The sequence below is a fragment of the Microbacterium sp. Y356 genome (genome assembly GCF_059445355.1).
This window is the reverse complement of sequence record NZ_JCAIUE010000001.1, coordinates 172963-187252: the sequence shown is the minus strand read 5'-3', so window position 1 is coordinate 187252 and position 14290 is coordinate 172963. Positions and strand designations below refer to the sequence as shown.

Annotated in this window: 16 protein-coding genes; 13 read left to right on the top strand and 3 right to left on the bottom strand. The window is 64.3% G+C overall.

Annotated features, from left to right (window positions below; genetic code table 11):
* Positions 1-3 precede the first annotated feature (3 nt).
* The gene (locus tag AC1C2Q_RS00980; protein ID WP_495448665.1) at positions 4-801 is read left to right on the top strand and encodes a helix-turn-helix domain-containing protein; all 798 of its coding nucleotides are present in this window, start codon (positions 4-6) and stop codon (positions 799-801) included.
* Here the strand turns inward: AC1C2Q_RS00980 and AC1C2Q_RS00975 are convergent.
* Positions 774-1451, bottom strand: coding sequence for an NAD(P)H-dependent oxidoreductase (locus AC1C2Q_RS00975; RefSeq protein ID WP_495448664.1), 678 nt, complete (start codon positions 1449-1451; stop codon positions 774-776). The genes AC1C2Q_RS00980 and AC1C2Q_RS00975 overlap by 28 nt on opposite strands.
* A 12-nt stretch (positions 1452-1463) precedes the next feature.
* Positions 1464-2012, bottom strand: coding sequence for a TetR/AcrR family transcriptional regulator (locus tag AC1C2Q_RS00970; protein WP_495448663.1), 549 nt, complete (start codon positions 2010-2012; stop codon positions 1464-1466).
* A 133-nt stretch (positions 2013-2145) separates the two neighbouring features.
* On the opposite strand from AC1C2Q_RS00970, the gene AC1C2Q_RS00965 reads away from it, so the two are divergent.
* Genes AC1C2Q_RS00965 through AC1C2Q_RS00925 form a run of 9 tightly spaced genes read left to right on the top strand, consistent with a single transcriptional unit; the run spans position 2146 to position 10750 of the window.
* Entirely contained in the window at positions 2146-3348 is a 1203-nt protein-coding gene (locus AC1C2Q_RS00965) for a substrate-binding domain-containing protein (RefSeq protein ID WP_495448662.1), read from the top strand.
* Positions 3349-3367: 19 nt separating this feature from the next.
* The gene (locus tag AC1C2Q_RS00960) at positions 3368-4159 is read left to right on the top strand and encodes an ABC transporter ATP-binding protein (RefSeq protein WP_495429194.1); all 792 of its coding nucleotides are present in this window, start codon (positions 3368-3370) and stop codon (positions 4157-4159) included.
* Complete coding sequence (locus AC1C2Q_RS00955) at positions 4156-4866, top strand: ABC transporter ATP-binding protein (protein ID WP_495448661.1); 711 nt, start codon at positions 4156-4158, stop codon at positions 4864-4866. The genes AC1C2Q_RS00960 and AC1C2Q_RS00955 overlap by 4 nt, the downstream gene beginning before the upstream one ends.
* On the top strand, positions 4863-5738 hold the full coding sequence (locus AC1C2Q_RS00950; protein ID WP_495429192.1) for a branched-chain amino acid ABC transporter permease: 876 nt from the start codon (positions 4863-4865) through the stop codon (positions 5736-5738). Before AC1C2Q_RS00955 ends, AC1C2Q_RS00950 begins: the two co-directional genes overlap by 4 nt.
* Positions 5735-6847: a branched-chain amino acid ABC transporter permease gene (locus AC1C2Q_RS00945; protein ID WP_495448660.1), complete on the top strand. Its 1113-nt coding sequence runs from the start codon at positions 5735-5737 to the stop codon at positions 6845-6847. Before AC1C2Q_RS00950 ends, AC1C2Q_RS00945 begins: the two co-directional genes overlap by 4 nt.
* Entirely contained in the window at positions 6844-8409 is a 1566-nt protein-coding gene (locus AC1C2Q_RS00940; protein ID WP_495448659.1) for a class I adenylate-forming enzyme family protein, read from the top strand. Before AC1C2Q_RS00945 ends, AC1C2Q_RS00940 begins: the two co-directional genes overlap by 4 nt.
* On the top strand, positions 8393-9100 hold the full coding sequence (locus tag AC1C2Q_RS00935; RefSeq protein WP_495448658.1) for a TetR/AcrR family transcriptional regulator: 708 nt from the start codon (positions 8393-8395) through the stop codon (positions 9098-9100). Before AC1C2Q_RS00940 ends, AC1C2Q_RS00935 begins: the two co-directional genes overlap by 17 nt.
* Positions 9093-9845 (top strand): 3-hydroxybutyrate dehydrogenase, encoded by a 753-nt coding sequence (locus AC1C2Q_RS00930; RefSeq protein WP_495429188.1) that lies wholly within the window; start codon positions 9093-9095, stop codon positions 9843-9845. Before AC1C2Q_RS00935 ends, AC1C2Q_RS00930 begins: the two co-directional genes overlap by 8 nt.
* Entirely contained in the window at positions 9842-10750 is a 909-nt protein-coding gene (locus AC1C2Q_RS00925; RefSeq protein ID WP_495448657.1) for an alpha/beta hydrolase, read from the top strand. The genes AC1C2Q_RS00930 and AC1C2Q_RS00925 overlap by 4 nt, the downstream gene beginning before the upstream one ends.
* An 11-nt stretch (positions 10751-10761) precedes the next feature.
* On the opposite strand, the gene AC1C2Q_RS00920 is transcribed toward AC1C2Q_RS00925, so the two are convergent.
* Positions 10762-11550: an IclR family transcriptional regulator gene (locus tag AC1C2Q_RS00920; protein ID WP_495448656.1), complete on the bottom strand. Its 789-nt coding sequence runs from the start codon at positions 11548-11550 to the stop codon at positions 10762-10764.
* Between the two features lie 104 nt (positions 11551-11654).
* Between AC1C2Q_RS00920 and AC1C2Q_RS00915 the strand changes: the two genes are divergently transcribed.
* Genes AC1C2Q_RS00915 through AC1C2Q_RS00905 form a run of 3 tightly spaced genes read left to right on the top strand, consistent with a single transcriptional unit; the run spans position 11655 to position 14273 of the window.
* Positions 11655-12443, top strand: a complete 789-nt coding sequence (locus AC1C2Q_RS00915; RefSeq protein WP_495448655.1) for a CoA transferase subunit A — start codon at positions 11655-11657, stop codon at positions 12441-12443.
* Position 12444: 1 nt separating this feature from the next.
* The gene (locus tag AC1C2Q_RS00910) at positions 12445-13098 is read left to right on the top strand and encodes a CoA transferase subunit B (protein ID WP_495448654.1); all 654 of its coding nucleotides are present in this window, start codon (positions 12445-12447) and stop codon (positions 13096-13098) included.
* On the top strand, positions 13095-14273 hold the full coding sequence (locus AC1C2Q_RS00905; protein WP_495448653.1) for an acetyl-CoA C-acetyltransferase: 1179 nt from the start codon (positions 13095-13097) through the stop codon (positions 14271-14273). Before AC1C2Q_RS00910 ends, AC1C2Q_RS00905 begins: the two co-directional genes overlap by 4 nt.
* The last annotated feature ends 17 nt before the right edge of the window (positions 14274-14290 follow it).

Here is a 14290-nt window from a genome sequence, read left to right as displayed (position 1 = left end):
TTCGTGGCATGGAGCACGCGCGAACTCGCTGAACTCGCAGGGACGACGGTAAACACGATCCGACACTATGAGCGAGTCGGTCTGATGGTCGAGCCGGAGCGGAAATACAACGGATACAAGCAGTACAGCGTTCAGGACCTGGTGTGCCTGCTGCGAATCCTCCGGCTGGTCGGCCTCGGTGTGCCGTTGGCGAAGATCGCCGATTTCGGTGCGGGTAGACAGAGCACACGGACGCTCCTGCAGGAGCAGAGTGTGGATCTGGCGAGGCGCATCCGGAGCCTGCAACAGGCGCATGCGGATGTCGCGGCGATCCTGCGCCATGACGCGCCCCCCGATTCGCCCATCGGTTTCGTGTCTGTTTCGTCACGTCTATCGGAGTCGGACAGGGCACTGCTGCATATCTCGAATCAGCTGTATGACGACGATGCGATGGTTGATCTGCGGCAGATGGTGGAGTCTGAAGCGAGCGGTGGCGAAGTCGGGAAGGAGATCGATGCGCTCCCGGCAAACGCGGACGAAGTGACGCGGAAACGGCTCGCTGCCTGTCTCGCGCCGATCCTCGTTCAGCACCTCGCGGATTACCCCTGGCTGGCGAACCCGGTGGAACACCTGCTGAAGGGTGAACGTGCGACACGGCTGATCTTCGTCGAAGCACTCGCAGCGCTGTACAACCCGGCGCAGCTCGATGTACTCGCTCGTGCCGAACAGCTCGCGCGGGCGCAGTTCGCTCAGGAGCAGCCAAAGGTTGACGACTGGATGAGCGATGAAGTCGATCATCCAGTCGTTATGCGCCAGGCCTGACGTTCGAGGTGATCCTCTTTTGCGTGGCGCGCCGTTCTGCCTAGGTCAGCGAACGAGAGTCCGATCTCGCGCGCCTGAAGGAGTCCGGCTTCGCGCACTGGGGCGTTTTGGTCACCTTCTACGTTGTAGATGAGGTGGCTCTCGACATCGTTGATCCCGCTGTAGGCGAAGACGCCGACGTCCAGCTGCGTACGCATCGCCTCGTCGTAGCCGTACTTTTCGTATGTGTGTTCTTTGGAGCCACCGATGCCGATGAGGACGGTGGGTATCGAAGGAAGGAGTCCGTGGAGGGCGGCTTTGCCGCGATCCTTGGCTCCTGTGCCGTACTGGTACGCCCAGCCTGCCGTGAACACGCGCTCGATCCATCCCTTCATCAGCGCAGGCATTGACCACCAGTAGACGGGGAAAACGAAGGCGAGCCGGTCAGCCGCTTCGACCCGTTGATGCATCTCCTCGATACCAGGTGGGATCGCCCCGCCCCAGAAGTGGGCGTGGTCCTCGGCGGTGAATCTCGGGTCGAATTGCTCTCGGTGCAGGTCCAGTACATCGATCGTATGGCCCGCTCGCTCGAACGGGCCATGGAAGGAATCCATGACTGCGGCGGGGTACTTGTCGCGGAAGGGATGGGAGAAGACGGTTAACAGGTGCATGGAATGCTCCGTTCACAGTTGCTGAGCGTCGGGACGAGTAGACCACTCTGCGAGGAGTGTTGCCGCGGCCGTCTGGGCAGCGGTGACTGCGCGAGCGCCCCGGTAGGAAGCCGCGGATGTTGCACCTTCAAACAGCACGACGAGTTGTTCGGTGAGTAGTTCGTTGTCGGTTCCTGTGTCGCTGCGAACGAGGCGTTCAATCAGTTGGTGAAGCTGTGTTCGGTATTCCAGTACTGTCGCGGCGATCTCCGAACTGCTCTCGCCCCCTTCGCCTAGCGCGCGAAGGAACAAGCAGCCTCGTGCTCCCTCAACACGCACCCAACCGGCGAGAGCTGTGAAGAGGCCGTCGACTGTCGTGACATCGAAGGCGTCGAGGAATCGTCCGCGGCGGGCGTCGAGCACAGCGGTGATGAGGGCTGATTTGCTCCCTAGATGCTTGTACAGGGTCCGCGACGACACTCCGGCCGCCTCGGTCAGTCTGTCGACGCCAGTCGCGGCAAATCCGAACTGGTCGAAGACGGGTTCGGCTTCAGCGATGATCCGTTCTCGTGTTGTGGTCACATGGCTAAGGTACCACGATCGTTTTACCTATCGGCGAGCTTGACGAAAGACCGCACCGGATTTAGAGTTTAAGTAACCTGAATCATCTTTCAGGTTCGGCATCAAGACCTTCCAACGGCGAGAGGCATTTCACATGCGAGTTTCGAAGAAGTTGCTCCTGGGTTCCGTGGTCGCCACGGCTGCCATCGTTCTGGCGGCGTGCGCGCCACAGACCGGAACAGGTGGCGACGGCGGCGGCGCCGGCGGCGAGGAGGCCTCCGGCCCCGCCGAAATCGTCGCGGGCGTCATCACCAGCGAGACGGGACCTCTCGCCGGCTACGGCAAGCAGTACCTCGATGCGTTCAAGGCGGGCCTCGACTATGCCACCGACGGCACCGACGAGGTGGACGGCACAAAGATCACCATCGAGTACCGCGACGACGCGGGTGACCCAGACACCGCGGTCACCGCGGCCAAGGAACTCATCGGGGACGGCGTCAACGTCCTCCTCGGCAGCGCATCCTCCGGCGTGGCGCTGGCGATGGCAGAACAGGCAGCGCAGAACAAAGTGCTGTTCATTTCGGGTCCTGCGGCCGCGGACGCGATCACCGGAGTCAACGAGTACACCTTCCGCTCCGGTCGGCAGTCGGCACAGGACGTCGCGACAGCGGGCAGCTTCCTGGACGACATCAACGGCAAGAACATCGCAGTGTTCGCTCAGAACAACGCGTTCGGGCAGGGGAACGTTGCCGCAGTCGAGGCGATCCTCGGTGGCAAGGGCGCAATGGTCACCCCGGTTCTGGTGGCAGAGGACGTCACGGAGTTCACGCCGTTCGCGCAGCAGGTGCTGAGCGCACAGCCTGACCTCGTGTTCGTAGCCTGGGCAGGTGCGACATCGGGTGCCATGTGGCAGGCAATGAGCCAACAGGGCGTGCTCGATAACGTTCCCGTTGTCACCGGTCTCGGTGACGCCGCGACCTTCGGTGCCTATGGCGAGGCGAGCGAACAGATCAACTTCCTGAACCACTACTTCCCGGGGGCCCCGGACAACGAGGTCAACGACGCGATGGTCGACGCGATCGAGGCCGCGGGCGGCACGCCCGACCTGTTCAGCCCTGACGGCTTTAATGCGGCCATCATGCTCGTGCAGGCAGTCAAAGAGGGCCAGGGTGACGTGGGTGCCATGATCGCGGCGCTGGAAGGCTTCGAGTTCGAGGGTCCAAAGGGCACGAACACCGTCCGCGCGGAGGACCACGCACTGCTGCAGGACATGTACCAGGTGCGTCTTGTCGCTGACGGTGACACGTTCGTCGCTGAGCTCCTCGACACGGCGGATGCCGCCGACGTCGCTCCGTGACCGAGAGGCTGACAAGCATATGAGCACCCCAGTCCTGCCCGAGACCCCGTCCATCGGCGCGGCCCTGCGCGTCGAAGGGCTCGGCCTTCAGATCGGCGGAGCGACGATCCTCAAGGACGTCGACCTCGATATTGCCCCGGGCTCTCTCGTCGGAGTCATCGGCCCCAACGGTGCCGGCAAGACCACGCTGTTCAACGCCATCTCCGGAGTGATCAAGCCCACGTCGGGCCGAGTCTTCCTCGACGGTGAAGACATCACAGGTCTATCTGTTCCGCGACGTGCCAGGGCAGGACTGGGGCGCACCTTTCAGACCTCGAGCTTGTTCCCCAAGCTGAGCATCCTCGAGAACGTCCGCATCGCGGCACAGGCCACCCACGGTGGCAGCTATTCACTGCTCAAGTTCCCCCGCCGCGACGATTCGGCAACTCGGCAGGCGATCGCGGTGCTGGAAGAGGTCGGGCTCGGCCATCGGCTCGACACCCTCGCAGGTGACATCAGCCACGGCGACAAGCGCAAGCTCGAGATCGCATCGCTGCTGGCCACGAACTCTCGTCTTGTGCTGCTCGACGAGCCGATGGCGGGAGTCGCTTCCGGTGATGTCTCCGGGCTCGTCGAGAACATCCGCGTCATGCAGCGGGAAAATGGCTGCACGGTGCTCATGGTCGAACACCACATTGACGTGCTGATGGGGCTGGTTGACCTTGTCGCCGTCATGTACTTCGGCACGATCATCGCTCTTGACACGCCCCAAAAGATCATGGAGAACCCGACCGTGCAGAGCGCGTATCTCGGAACCGGGACTGCAGCATGACTGATCCGATTCTTCAGGTGCGCTCCCTGCGCGCATCGATCGCCGGACAGCAGGTCGTCGAGGACGTGTCCTTTGACGTGCCCGCCGTAGGCATCACTGCCATTCTTGGCCGAAACGGTGTTGGCAAGACCTCCACGCTGCGCGGCATCCTCGGGCTCATCACCCGCCGCGGTGAAGTACTGCTGGATGGGGAGCGGATCGATAACCTACCCACCCACAAGATCGTGCAGCGAGGTGTCGGCTACGTGCCAGAGGATCGGGAGGTGTTCGCCGGTCTCACCGTCGCGGAGAACCTCGCTCTCGCAGAACGGCAGCGCGAACCGCGTCACGAGTTCGTCGCCGAACTCTTCCCTGACCTCGTTCAACGCCGCGACCAGCGCGCGGGAACGCTCTCCGGCGGGCAGCAGCAGATGGTTTCCGTTGCACGCGCCCTCCTCAACGACAACCGGATCATCCTCGTAGACGAGCCGACCAAAGGCCTCGCTCCGAAGATCGTCAAAGAGGTGTCGGATGCTCTCGCCGAAGCTGCCAAGACCACGCCGATTCTGCTCGTGGAGCAGAATCTCGAGGTCGTGCGGCAGCTCGCCGACGGTGCCGTGGTGATCGCGGGCGGTCGCGTCGTGCACACCGGGCCTGCACGCGAGATCCTCGACGACGCCGATCTCACTCGCAGGTTACTCGGAGTCAGCGCGGAGGCCCACGCATGAGCGCGCTCATCCTCACCCTCGTGATCGGCGTGGGCCTTGGTGCCCTGTACTTCCTGGTCGCAAGCGGCTTGAGCCTCATTTACGGCCTCATGCATGTGCTGAACTTCGCACACGGCGCCTTCCTCACCCTCAGCGCCTTCGTCGGCTGGGCAGTGGCGCAGGCGATCGGCGCCACGACATGGCTGGGGTTTCTGGTCTCGATCCTGGTCGGCGCAGTTGTCGGCGCGGTCTTCGCGACACTCACGGAACTGGTGCTGATCCGGCCGCTGTACGAGAGACACATCGAGCAGGTACTCGTCACAGTCGGTCTTTCCTTCGCCGCGATCGCGCTGTTCGAAGGAATCTGGGGCACTGACGCCATCACGATTGCAGGGCCACCCTGGCTCGGGCAGACCACAGATGTGCTCGGCGCCAGCATCCCGAACAAGTATTGGGTGCTGATCATCGCGGCGGGCCTGGTTCTCGCGGGACTGGTGCTCTTCCTGAAGAAGACCCGCTACGGCATGATCATCCGCGCCGGCGTCGAGAACCGGGCCATGGTCACCGCGCTCGGCATCGACGTGCGTCGATCGTTCACACTCGTGTTCGCGATTGGAGGAGCCGCTGCCGGTATCGGGGGAGTGCTCGCCATGCATGCGATGACCTACGTCTCTGCGCACCTTGGTTCGACGCTGCTGATCTTCGCCTTCATCGTGACAGTGGTCGGCGGCCTCGGCTCGTTGACCGGCGCTGCCGTCGCATCCGTGCTGGTGGCGGTGCTGCAGCAGGTCGCCAACACCTACCTCGGCGGAACCGGCGACTTCATCGTCGTCATCCTGCTCGCGGTGGTGCTGCTCGTGCGACCTGCGGGCCTGATGGGGAGGAAAGCATGATGTCGTCGCTCAAGCGCTTCGCGCCCGTGATCATCGGCGCCGTACTCATCGTCGTGATGGCGGTGCTACCGCTGCTGAACCTGTCGCTGCCCGGCATTCTTCCTGGCCCCACCTACACGCCGGGCTCGCTCGCTTTGCTGTCGCTGTGCATGGTGTTCGCCGCCCTCGCACTGTCGTACAACCTGCTGCTCGGCACCGCGGGCATGCTCTCATTTGGTCACGCGCTGTACTTCGGTGCAGGGGCCTACGGCCTCGGCATCCTGCTGCGTGCCTTTGAACTGCCACTTTGGCAGGGCGTGTTCGTCGCCCTCATCGGCGGCATGGTCATCGCGCTTGTCACGGGCGCCGTCGCCATGCGCGTCAACGGCATTCCGTTCGCGATGGTGACGCTCGCGTTCGCCCAGGCCGGCTCGGTACTCGTCCGTCGCAACCAGGCGATCACCGGCGGTGAAGAGGGTCTTGGGCTCAACACCGCCAGCGTTCCGGACTGGCTGGTCGGTGTGATGAATACTCGCAACCTGTATTGGTTCGCGCTGGTCGTCGTCGTCATCGTCTACCTCGTGGTGCTGTGGGTGGATAAGTCCCGCCTCGGCCACCTCGCCGCCGCATCGCGCGAGAATGAGCTGCGAGTGCAGGTTCTCGGCCTCAAGCCCGCTCGCGCGAAGCTGATCGTCTTCGTGATCGCGGCCATGTGCGCGAGCCTGGCCGGTGTCGCCTATCTGCTGCTGCAGTCGGGCACCCAGCCCAGCGCGGTCGGGGCCGACCTCACAATCACCGTGCTCGTGATGGTGGTGCTCGGCGGCGTCGGATTCCGTTGGGGAGCCGTCGTCGGTGGAGTGCTCTATACGATTCTCGACCAGCGACTGACAGTGCTGGCCCGTGCCGACGGCATCCAGACGCTGCCCGACTTCCTGCGCATTCCGCTTTCCGAGCCGCTCTTCCTGCTCGGCGTGCTGTTCATCCTCGTGGTCATGTTCTTGCCCGGCGGCATCGCCGGTACCGTTGACTCCTGGCTGCGACGTCGTCGCGGGACGACAGCGGCGGCGGCCGGATCTCTCGGTGCTCTCGACGACAGCGATGCTCAGGGCGCGGAGGTGGGAGTGCGATGAGCTTCGAAGTTGACGGTCCCCACACATTGGGGAGGTGGCTGCGTGAACGCGCGGCATCCAACCCGCACAAGATCGCGATCGACGACCGCGGAGTGGGCGTGGACTTTGCGACGTTGACCGGCCGCGCAGAGCAGCTTGCGACTCGCCTGCGGGATGCCGGGTACGGGGCGGGTCAGCGCATTGCCACAGTGTCGGGCAACTCGACCGACCACGTGGTCGCCTTCTTCGCGTGCGCGTTCCTCGGCATCGCGTTCATCCCGCTGTCGTGGCGGCTGACGCCGACGGAGCTGTCCGCTCTCATTCGCCGCAGCGGCGCAGTACTGGTGCTCGTGGAAGACGAGCACGTCGCGCTCGCGGGGACGGCACTTCGGATGCTGGAAAACGAGGCGCCCGCGTACGTCTTCCTCGGCGCCACCGGGGTCGAGGCACAGATTCCCGCCGCCGCATTCCCGACACGTGACCGGAGCGTGCGCGACGATGACCCGCTGCTGGTGATCTTCACCTCCGGCAGCGAGGCAGCACCCAAGGGCGTCGTGCTCACCCACGAGAACTGCTTCTGGACGAACATGGCGCTGTCGCGCGTCATGCCGATGATCTCCACTGATGTGGTGCTGGCCATGCTGCCGCAGTACCACGTCGCTGCGTGGAACGTGCAGCCGCTGCTGGCCTGGTGGGTGGGCGCGACGGTCGTGCTCGAGCGATCCTTCCAGCCGGGGCGTGTGCTGCAGCTCATTTCTGAACGCCGGGTGACGACGATGATGGGCGTACCCACGCAATACCGCATGTTGCAGGACGCTCCGGGCTGGCGGGGTGCCGATCTGTCGAGTCTGCGCCACGTACTGGTGGGCGGGGCGACGATACCGGAGACGCTGGCTGAGGTCTGGGCCGACCGCGGCGTCGGCATGACCCAGGGGTACGGGCTTACTGAGGCCGGACCCAATGTGCTGGCGCTTCCCGCCGCGGAGCTGGCCGCGCACCGGGGTACGGTAGGGCGTCCATACCCGTCCGTCGACGTGTGCCTCGTCGATGTTACGACAGAGCTGGCGCTCGAAGGCGAGGCGACCGGAGAGCTTTGGGTCCGCGGCCCGAGCACCTTCGCTGGCTACCTCGATGATGCGGATGCTACCGTCCGCGCGCGCTCGGGGCCGTGGCTGCGCACCGGCGACCTCGCACATCGGGATGCCGCGGGCATCTACCGCATCGTCGACCGGCTCAAAGAGATCTACGTCTCCGGGGGAGAGAACGTCGCCCCGGCTGAAGTCGAGGGTGTGCTCGCGCAGCATCCGCTCGTGGACTCGGTCGCTGTCGTAGGCGCGCCCGACCGGGTTTGGGGTGAGCGCGGCGTTGCGTTCGTCGTTGCCCGCACGCCGTTCTCCATCGACGAGTTGCTCGCCTTCGCGAGAGAGCGACTTGCCGCCTTCAAACTCCCGGCACGGATCGTCTTCACGGACGAACTGCCGAAGTCGACGATCGAGAAGATCGCTCGTGCGACGCTGCGCCGGATGGCCGCCGACCTTATCGCGGCAGATCAAGAAAAGGATGCTGATGACCGAGTCCGTTGAGATCATCGCCGACGTCAACATGTCGCCAGCGACCGGGCGTCCGCTCACCAAACGCGGCGAGGTGACCAGGCAGAAGCTGCTCGAGGCGGCGGAGTCCGTCTTCGCCGAGCTCGGGTACCACGAGGCGTCGATCGTGAAGATCACCGAGGCGGCGAATGTCGCGCTCGGCACTTTTTACCTGTACTTCGACAGCAAGCAGACGATCTTCGAGGCGCTTGTCATCGACTTGAACCGTCGCGTTCGCCACGCGATGTCCGAGTCTATGTCGGACGCCGCGAACCGCATCGAGGCGGAGCGGCTCGGGTTTGAGGGTTTCTTCCGTTTCACCGCCGCCCACCCCGCGCTTTACCGCGTCGTGCGGGAGGCTGAGTTCGTGTCGCCTGCCACGCTGAAGCTGCACTATGAGCGCATCGTCGACGGCTATCGTGCAGGGCTACGCGATGCCCAGCAGACCGGCGATGTCGATCCGCAGCTCGACCCTGAAGTAGCCGCATGGGCGCTGATGGGGGCTGGTGAGCTGATCGGTATGCGCTACCTGCTCTGGGAGCGCGATGCGGACGGCCACACACCTGCCGCAATCGACCCTGCGGTGATCGAGGGGATGACCCGGTTCATCGGCAATGCGCTGCGACCCGCGGGGGCCACACGAGCAACGGCTGAGATATCGGAGAAGGAGAACGAGAATGGCTGAGCAGGATCTGGCCGGGCGCCGCGCGATCGTCACAGGGGGAGCGAGTGGCATCGGACTCGCGTGTGCTCAGGAGTTCGCCGCACGCGGCGCGCACGTGATCATCGCAGATCTTAACCGCGCTGCAGCCGAGAAGCACGCCTCCGCTCTGGGTGGCGAGGCATGGGAGGTCGATCTCTCCGACACCACGGCTCTCGACACACTGAAGTTAGACGCAGACATCCTGGTCAACAATGCGGGGATCCAACGGGTCAGCGCTATCCCTGAGTTCGACCCGGATGCATTCCGCGCCATCCAGCGCATCATGCTGGAGGCGCCGTTCCTGCTCGTTCGCGCAGTGCTGCCTGGCATGTACGGGCGCGGTTGGGGACGAGTGATCAACATCTCCAGCGTGCACGGGTTGCGTGCGAGTGCGTTCAAATCGGCGTACGTCGCCGCGAAACACGGGCTCGAAGGACTGTCCAAGGTCACCGCTCTTGAAGGCGGCCCGTACGGCGTCACGAGCAACTGCATCAACCCCGGATATGTGCGCACGCCGCTGGTCGAGAAGCAGATCGCCGATCAGGCGAAGGTGCACGGGATTCCGGAGAGCGAGGTCGTAGAGAAGGTCATGCTGACTGAGAGCGCGATAAAGCGTCTGGTCGAGCCGGCCGAGGTGGCATCGCTTGCCGGTTGGCTGGCATCAACGAATGCGTCGATGGTCACTGGCGCGTCGTACACGATGGATGGTGGATGGACCGCTCGATGAACACGCACATCTATCGCACCCTCACCGTCCCCGTCGCTGGTGGCGACTTGAGCGTGGGGATCTGGGATCCGCACGATGCTGTTGGCGAACCGCCGACGGTCCTCGCCATACATGGGGTGACCTCATCGCACCTCGCGTGGCCCTTCATAGTCGCCGAACTCCCCGGCGTGCGGGTTATCGCTCCCGATCTGCGTGGCCGTGGTCTCAGTAGCGACGTTGTCGGGCCCGCGGGCATGGTCGCCCATGCGGCCGACGTACTGGCGGTCCTGGATGTTCTGGGCATCGACTCGGTGCCGGTGATCGGTCACTCCATGGGGGCGTTCGTCGCGGTTGTGCTTGCCCACCGGCATCCGGAGCGCGTGCAGCAGCTTATCCTCGTCGACGGTGGGCTGCCGTTGGATGTTCCTTCCAGTGTGGAACCCGAGCAGCTGGTGTCGCTGATCCTCGGACCCACAGCAGAGCGTCTGTCGCGCCGCTGGGCCAGCGTCGCCGAGTACACGGAGGAATTCTGGCGGTGCCACCCCGCATTCACCGAGGACTGGAGCGAAGAGCTCGAGCAGTACATCGCCTATGACCTCCACCGCGATGGTGACGCCTACCGCCCGGCGACGAGTTATCAGACGACGGTCGAAGACACGATCGACCTGAACCTTGGCTCGGCGCTGTCGGAGGCTCTTGCCGCTTTGCAGCATCCGACGCTGTTCATCACCGCGGCGCGCGGACTGCAGAATGAGGAGCCAGGGCTGTACGCCGCCGCGCACCGTGCGAAGCTTCTCGCCGCGCATCCTGCGATCGCCCATCAGCACCTCGACGGTCTGAACCATTACACAGTGGTGATGAGCGCCCGGGGTGCGAAGGCACTGTCGCCTCTTCTGCAGATGGCACTCGGTGCAGAGAGCGTCTGATCGGGGCAAGCTCAGCGCCTGGCATTTGCGATCCGCGACGAGAGCTGATGCGCGTGCGCGAGCAAAGTGCGGCCAAGGTCAGCGATCCGATCCGGGCCGAAGCGGAATTCGACTCCGGTCAGACTGAGTGCCCATTCGGGTCGTCCTGCGCGATCGAACACCGCGGCTCCCATTCCCCAACTGCCCTCGACGATGAGCCCTGGGTTGATGGCGAATCCGCGTTCCTTCGTCTCGGCCAGCCTCGTTCGCAGTGGTGTGGTGCTGTGCGTGCGTCCCCAGCGTTCGCTGAGTTCAGGATGCCGCTCCAGATATGCATCCACATCGTGGTCAGGCAGGAACGACAGGATCGCTAGTCCTGCACTCGCGACGCCGAGCGGGAAGCGCACGCCCTCGCTGAGCACGAAAGAGCGGATCGGGAAAGAGCCCTCTTCGCGCACAAGGCACACCGTCTCGTCAGCGCGCCGCACCGAAAGGAAGGCACTCTCCTCGGTCTTCACGGCGAGTGAGCGCACGATGTCGCGGGCAAGGGCCGTCACGTCATAGCGTGCCGCAGCCACTGATCCCATGAGGAAGAGCTCGGGACCAGGCATCCATCTGGCCGTATCTTCGTCGCGATCGACCAGGCCCTCTGCGCGCAGTGCGCTGAGTAGCCGATGCGTCGTGGAGCGGGTCAGATCGGCCTGCCGCGCGAGGTCCTGGAGGCTCGCACCACCTTCGCCTCCTGCGGTGACGAGGCGCAGCAGACTCGCGGCACGGGCTACGGCCTGTGTGCCGGGAACCGTGCGTGATGAAGTGTTCATAATGTGGACGCTATCGAGAGGAACGCCCACATCGCAAGACCGGGCTTTCCGTCAGAGTGTAAGAGGCGGATGCTGGAAGCAGACCTCACACGAAGGAGTGCTGCGTGATCGACAAGCAATGGGCCTCTGCGGCGGAAGCAATCGCCGACATCCCGAATGGTGCATCCCTGGCAGTCGGAGGTTTCGGCCTCTCCGGAAACCCGATCGCCCTCATCGAAGCGCTGCTCGCACAGGGGACGACCGACCTGAGCATCGTCAGTAACAATTGTGGCGTCGATGACTGGGGCCTCGGCATCCTGCTGAACGCGCAGCGCATCCGCAAGATGACCTCGTCGTATGTGGGCGAGAACAAAGAGTTCGAACGCCAGTTCCTCTCTGGTGAACTCGAGCTGGAGCTGACACCCCAGGGCACGCTGGCAGAGAAGTTGCGTGCAGGAGGATCAGGTATTGCGGCGTTCTTCACTCAGACCGGCGTCGGCACACAGGTCGCCGAGGGCGGGCTGCCGCGTCGCTACAACGCGGACGGGTCGATTGCAGTCGCATCCCCGGTAAAAGACACCCGCACCTTCGACGTGAACGGCGCACCGAAGGAGTTCGTGCTGGAGGAGGCGATCAGCACAGACTTCGCTCTCGTGCACGCCATTGCGGGAGACCGGCACGGAAATCTTGTCTTCAACAAGGCCGCCCGCAACTTCAATCCGCTGGCGGCGATGGCAGGTCGCGTGTGCATTGCGCAGGTGGAGCAGCTCGTGGAGCCGGGCGAGATCGACCCGGATCGCGTTCACCTCCCTGGCGTATTCGTGCACCGCTTAGTCGAGGTCGGCACCGACATCGAGAAGCGCATCGAGCGCCGCACCGTCTCACAGCCCGCAGACCAGAGCGAAGGAGCCTGACATGGCACTCACCCGCGAGCAGATGGCAGCCCGTGCGGCTCTCGAACTCACCGACGGCTCCTATGCAAACCTCGGCATCGGCCTGCCGACCCTGGTGCCCAACTATGTCCCCGAGGGCATCACCGTCGTGTTGCAGTCTGAGAACGGCATCCTCGGAGTCGGTCCGTATCCGACCGAGGATGCTGTCGATCCCGACCTCATCAACGCCGGCAAAGAGACCGTGACGACCCTGCCAGGCACGGCTTTCTTCGACTCGGCCACCAGCTTCGGCATGATCCGCGGCGGGAAGATCGATGCGGCAATCCTCGGCGCGATGCAGGTATCCGCAAAGGGAGACCTTGCGAACTGGATGATTCCAGGAAAGATGGTCAAGGGTCCAGGCGGCGCGATGGACCTCGTGCACGGCGCTGGCCGGCTCATCATCCTGATGGAGCACGTGGCAAGGGACGGCTCCGCGAAAATCGTGAATGAGTGCTCGCTGCCGTTGACCGGCAGGGGAGTGGCACATCGGATCATCACTGACCTCGCCGTTATCGACGTCACAGATGAAGGTCTAGTGCTCGTCGAGACCGCGCCGGGCGTGAGTGTTCAGGAAGTCATCGATGCAACAGAGCCGCCGTTGACCATTTCACCCGAGTTGAAGGACCAGTCATGACCGACATCGTCATCGTCGCAGCCGCCCGCACGCCCCAGGGGCGTTTGAAGGGCCAGCTTGCATCGTTCACTGCGCCTCAGCTCGGATCCTTCGCAATCAAGGGCGCGCTGGCACAGGCATCCATCGATCCCGCCGCGGTCGACGCTGTGATCGTCGGTCAGGTGCTCGCAGCGGGTTCAGGGCAGAACGCCGCGCGTCAGGCCGCGATCGGTGCGGGTCTCGGCTGGGACGTGCCAGCGCACTCTGTCAACAAGGTGTGTCTGTCTGGCCTCACCGCGATCATCGACGCCGCACGCATGATTCGCACCGGGGATGCTACGACCGTCGTGGCTGCCGGAATGGAGTCGATGACGCGCGCACCGCACCTGCTGATGGGCTCGCGCGATGGGTGGACGTACGGCAGCGTCGAGGTGCTCGACCACATGGCGTTCGACGGTCTCACCGACGCCTACGACGAAGAGAGCATGGGCGCATCGACCGAGCGTCACAATGAGCGCTTCGAGCTCACCCGCGAGGCACAGGATGCCGTGGCGGCGCTGTCGCATCAGCGCGCTGCTGCCGGGACAGCGGCAGGCATCTTCGACGCGGAGATCGTGCCGGTCGAGGTGCCCCAGCGGCGCGGTGAGCCGGTCGTTGTCGCCCAGGACGAGGGCGTGCGGCCCGAGACCACCGTGGAGACGCTCGGCAAGCTCCGCGCCGCGTTTCTTGATGGCGGGTCGATCACTGCGGGGAACTCCTCCCAGATCTCGGACGGCGCCTCCGCAGTCGTGGTGACGACACGTGACAATGCTGAGGCGCAGGGTTGGCCAGTGCTCGTCACGGTCGGTGCCAGTGGACAGACCGCGGGGCCAGATAACTCACTGCAGGCACAGCCAGCTCAGGCGATCCACCGCGCGCTCGAGAAGCAAGGAATCACCGCTGCAGATCTCGATCTCGTGGAGATCAATGAGGCATTCGGTGCTGTCGTCGCCCGTTCTCAGGCCGAGCTCGGCGTGTCCAGCGACATCGTGAACATTCACGGAGGCGGGATCGCCATCGGGCACCCGATCGGAGCATCCGGAAACAGGCTGGTCGTGCACCTGGCACACGAGCTGGTTCGCCGGGGCAGCGGCACGGCGGCGGTTGGTCTCTGCGGCGGCGGCGGTCAGGGAGAGGCGCTAATCCTTACGCGCTGATCCTTACCCGCTGATCC

Bases quoted from the DNA above. Each gene is read 5' to 3' on its own strand.
- AC1C2Q_RS00975 (WP_495448664.1), bottom strand. From the start codon at position 1,451: ATGCACCTGTTAACCGTCTTCTCCCATCCCTTCCGCGACAAGTACCCC.
- AC1C2Q_RS00965 (WP_495448662.1), top strand. From the start codon at position 2,146: ATGCGAGTTTCGAAGAAGTTGCTCCTGGGTTCCGTGGTCGCCACGGCT.
- AC1C2Q_RS00960 (WP_495429194.1), top strand. From the start codon at position 3,368: ATGAGCACCCCAGTCCTGCCCGAGACCCCGTCCATCGGCGCGGCCCTG.
- AC1C2Q_RS00955 (WP_495448661.1), top strand. From the start codon at position 4,156: ATGACTGATCCGATTCTTCAGGTGCGCTCCCTGCGCGCATCGATCGCC.
- AC1C2Q_RS00950 (WP_495429192.1), top strand. From the start codon at position 4,863: ATGAGCGCGCTCATCCTCACCCTCGTGATCGGCGTGGGCCTTGGTGCC.
- AC1C2Q_RS00945 (WP_495448660.1), top strand. From the start codon at position 5,735: ATGATGTCGTCGCTCAAGCGCTTCGCGCCCGTGATCATCGGCGCCGTA.
- AC1C2Q_RS00940 (WP_495448659.1), top strand. From the start codon at position 6,844: ATGAGCTTCGAAGTTGACGGTCCCCACACATTGGGGAGGTGGCTGCGT.
- AC1C2Q_RS00935 (WP_495448658.1), top strand. From the start codon at position 8,393: ATGACCGAGTCCGTTGAGATCATCGCCGACGTCAACATGTCGCCAGCG.
- AC1C2Q_RS00930 (WP_495429188.1), top strand. From the start codon at position 9,093: ATGGCTGAGCAGGATCTGGCCGGGCGCCGCGCGATCGTCACAGGGGGA.
- AC1C2Q_RS00925 (WP_495448657.1), top strand. From the start codon at position 9,842: ATGAACACGCACATCTATCGCACCCTCACCGTCCCCGTCGCTGGTGGC.
- AC1C2Q_RS00920 (WP_495448656.1), bottom strand. From the start codon at position 11,550: ATGAACACTTCATCACGCACGGTTCCCGGCACACAGGCCGTAGCCCGT.
- AC1C2Q_RS00910 (WP_495448654.1), top strand. From the start codon at position 12,445: ATGGCACTCACCCGCGAGCAGATGGCAGCCCGTGCGGCTCTCGAACTC.
- AC1C2Q_RS00905 (WP_495448653.1), top strand. From the start codon at position 13,095: ATGACCGACATCGTCATCGTCGCAGCCGCCCGCACGCCCCAGGGGCGT.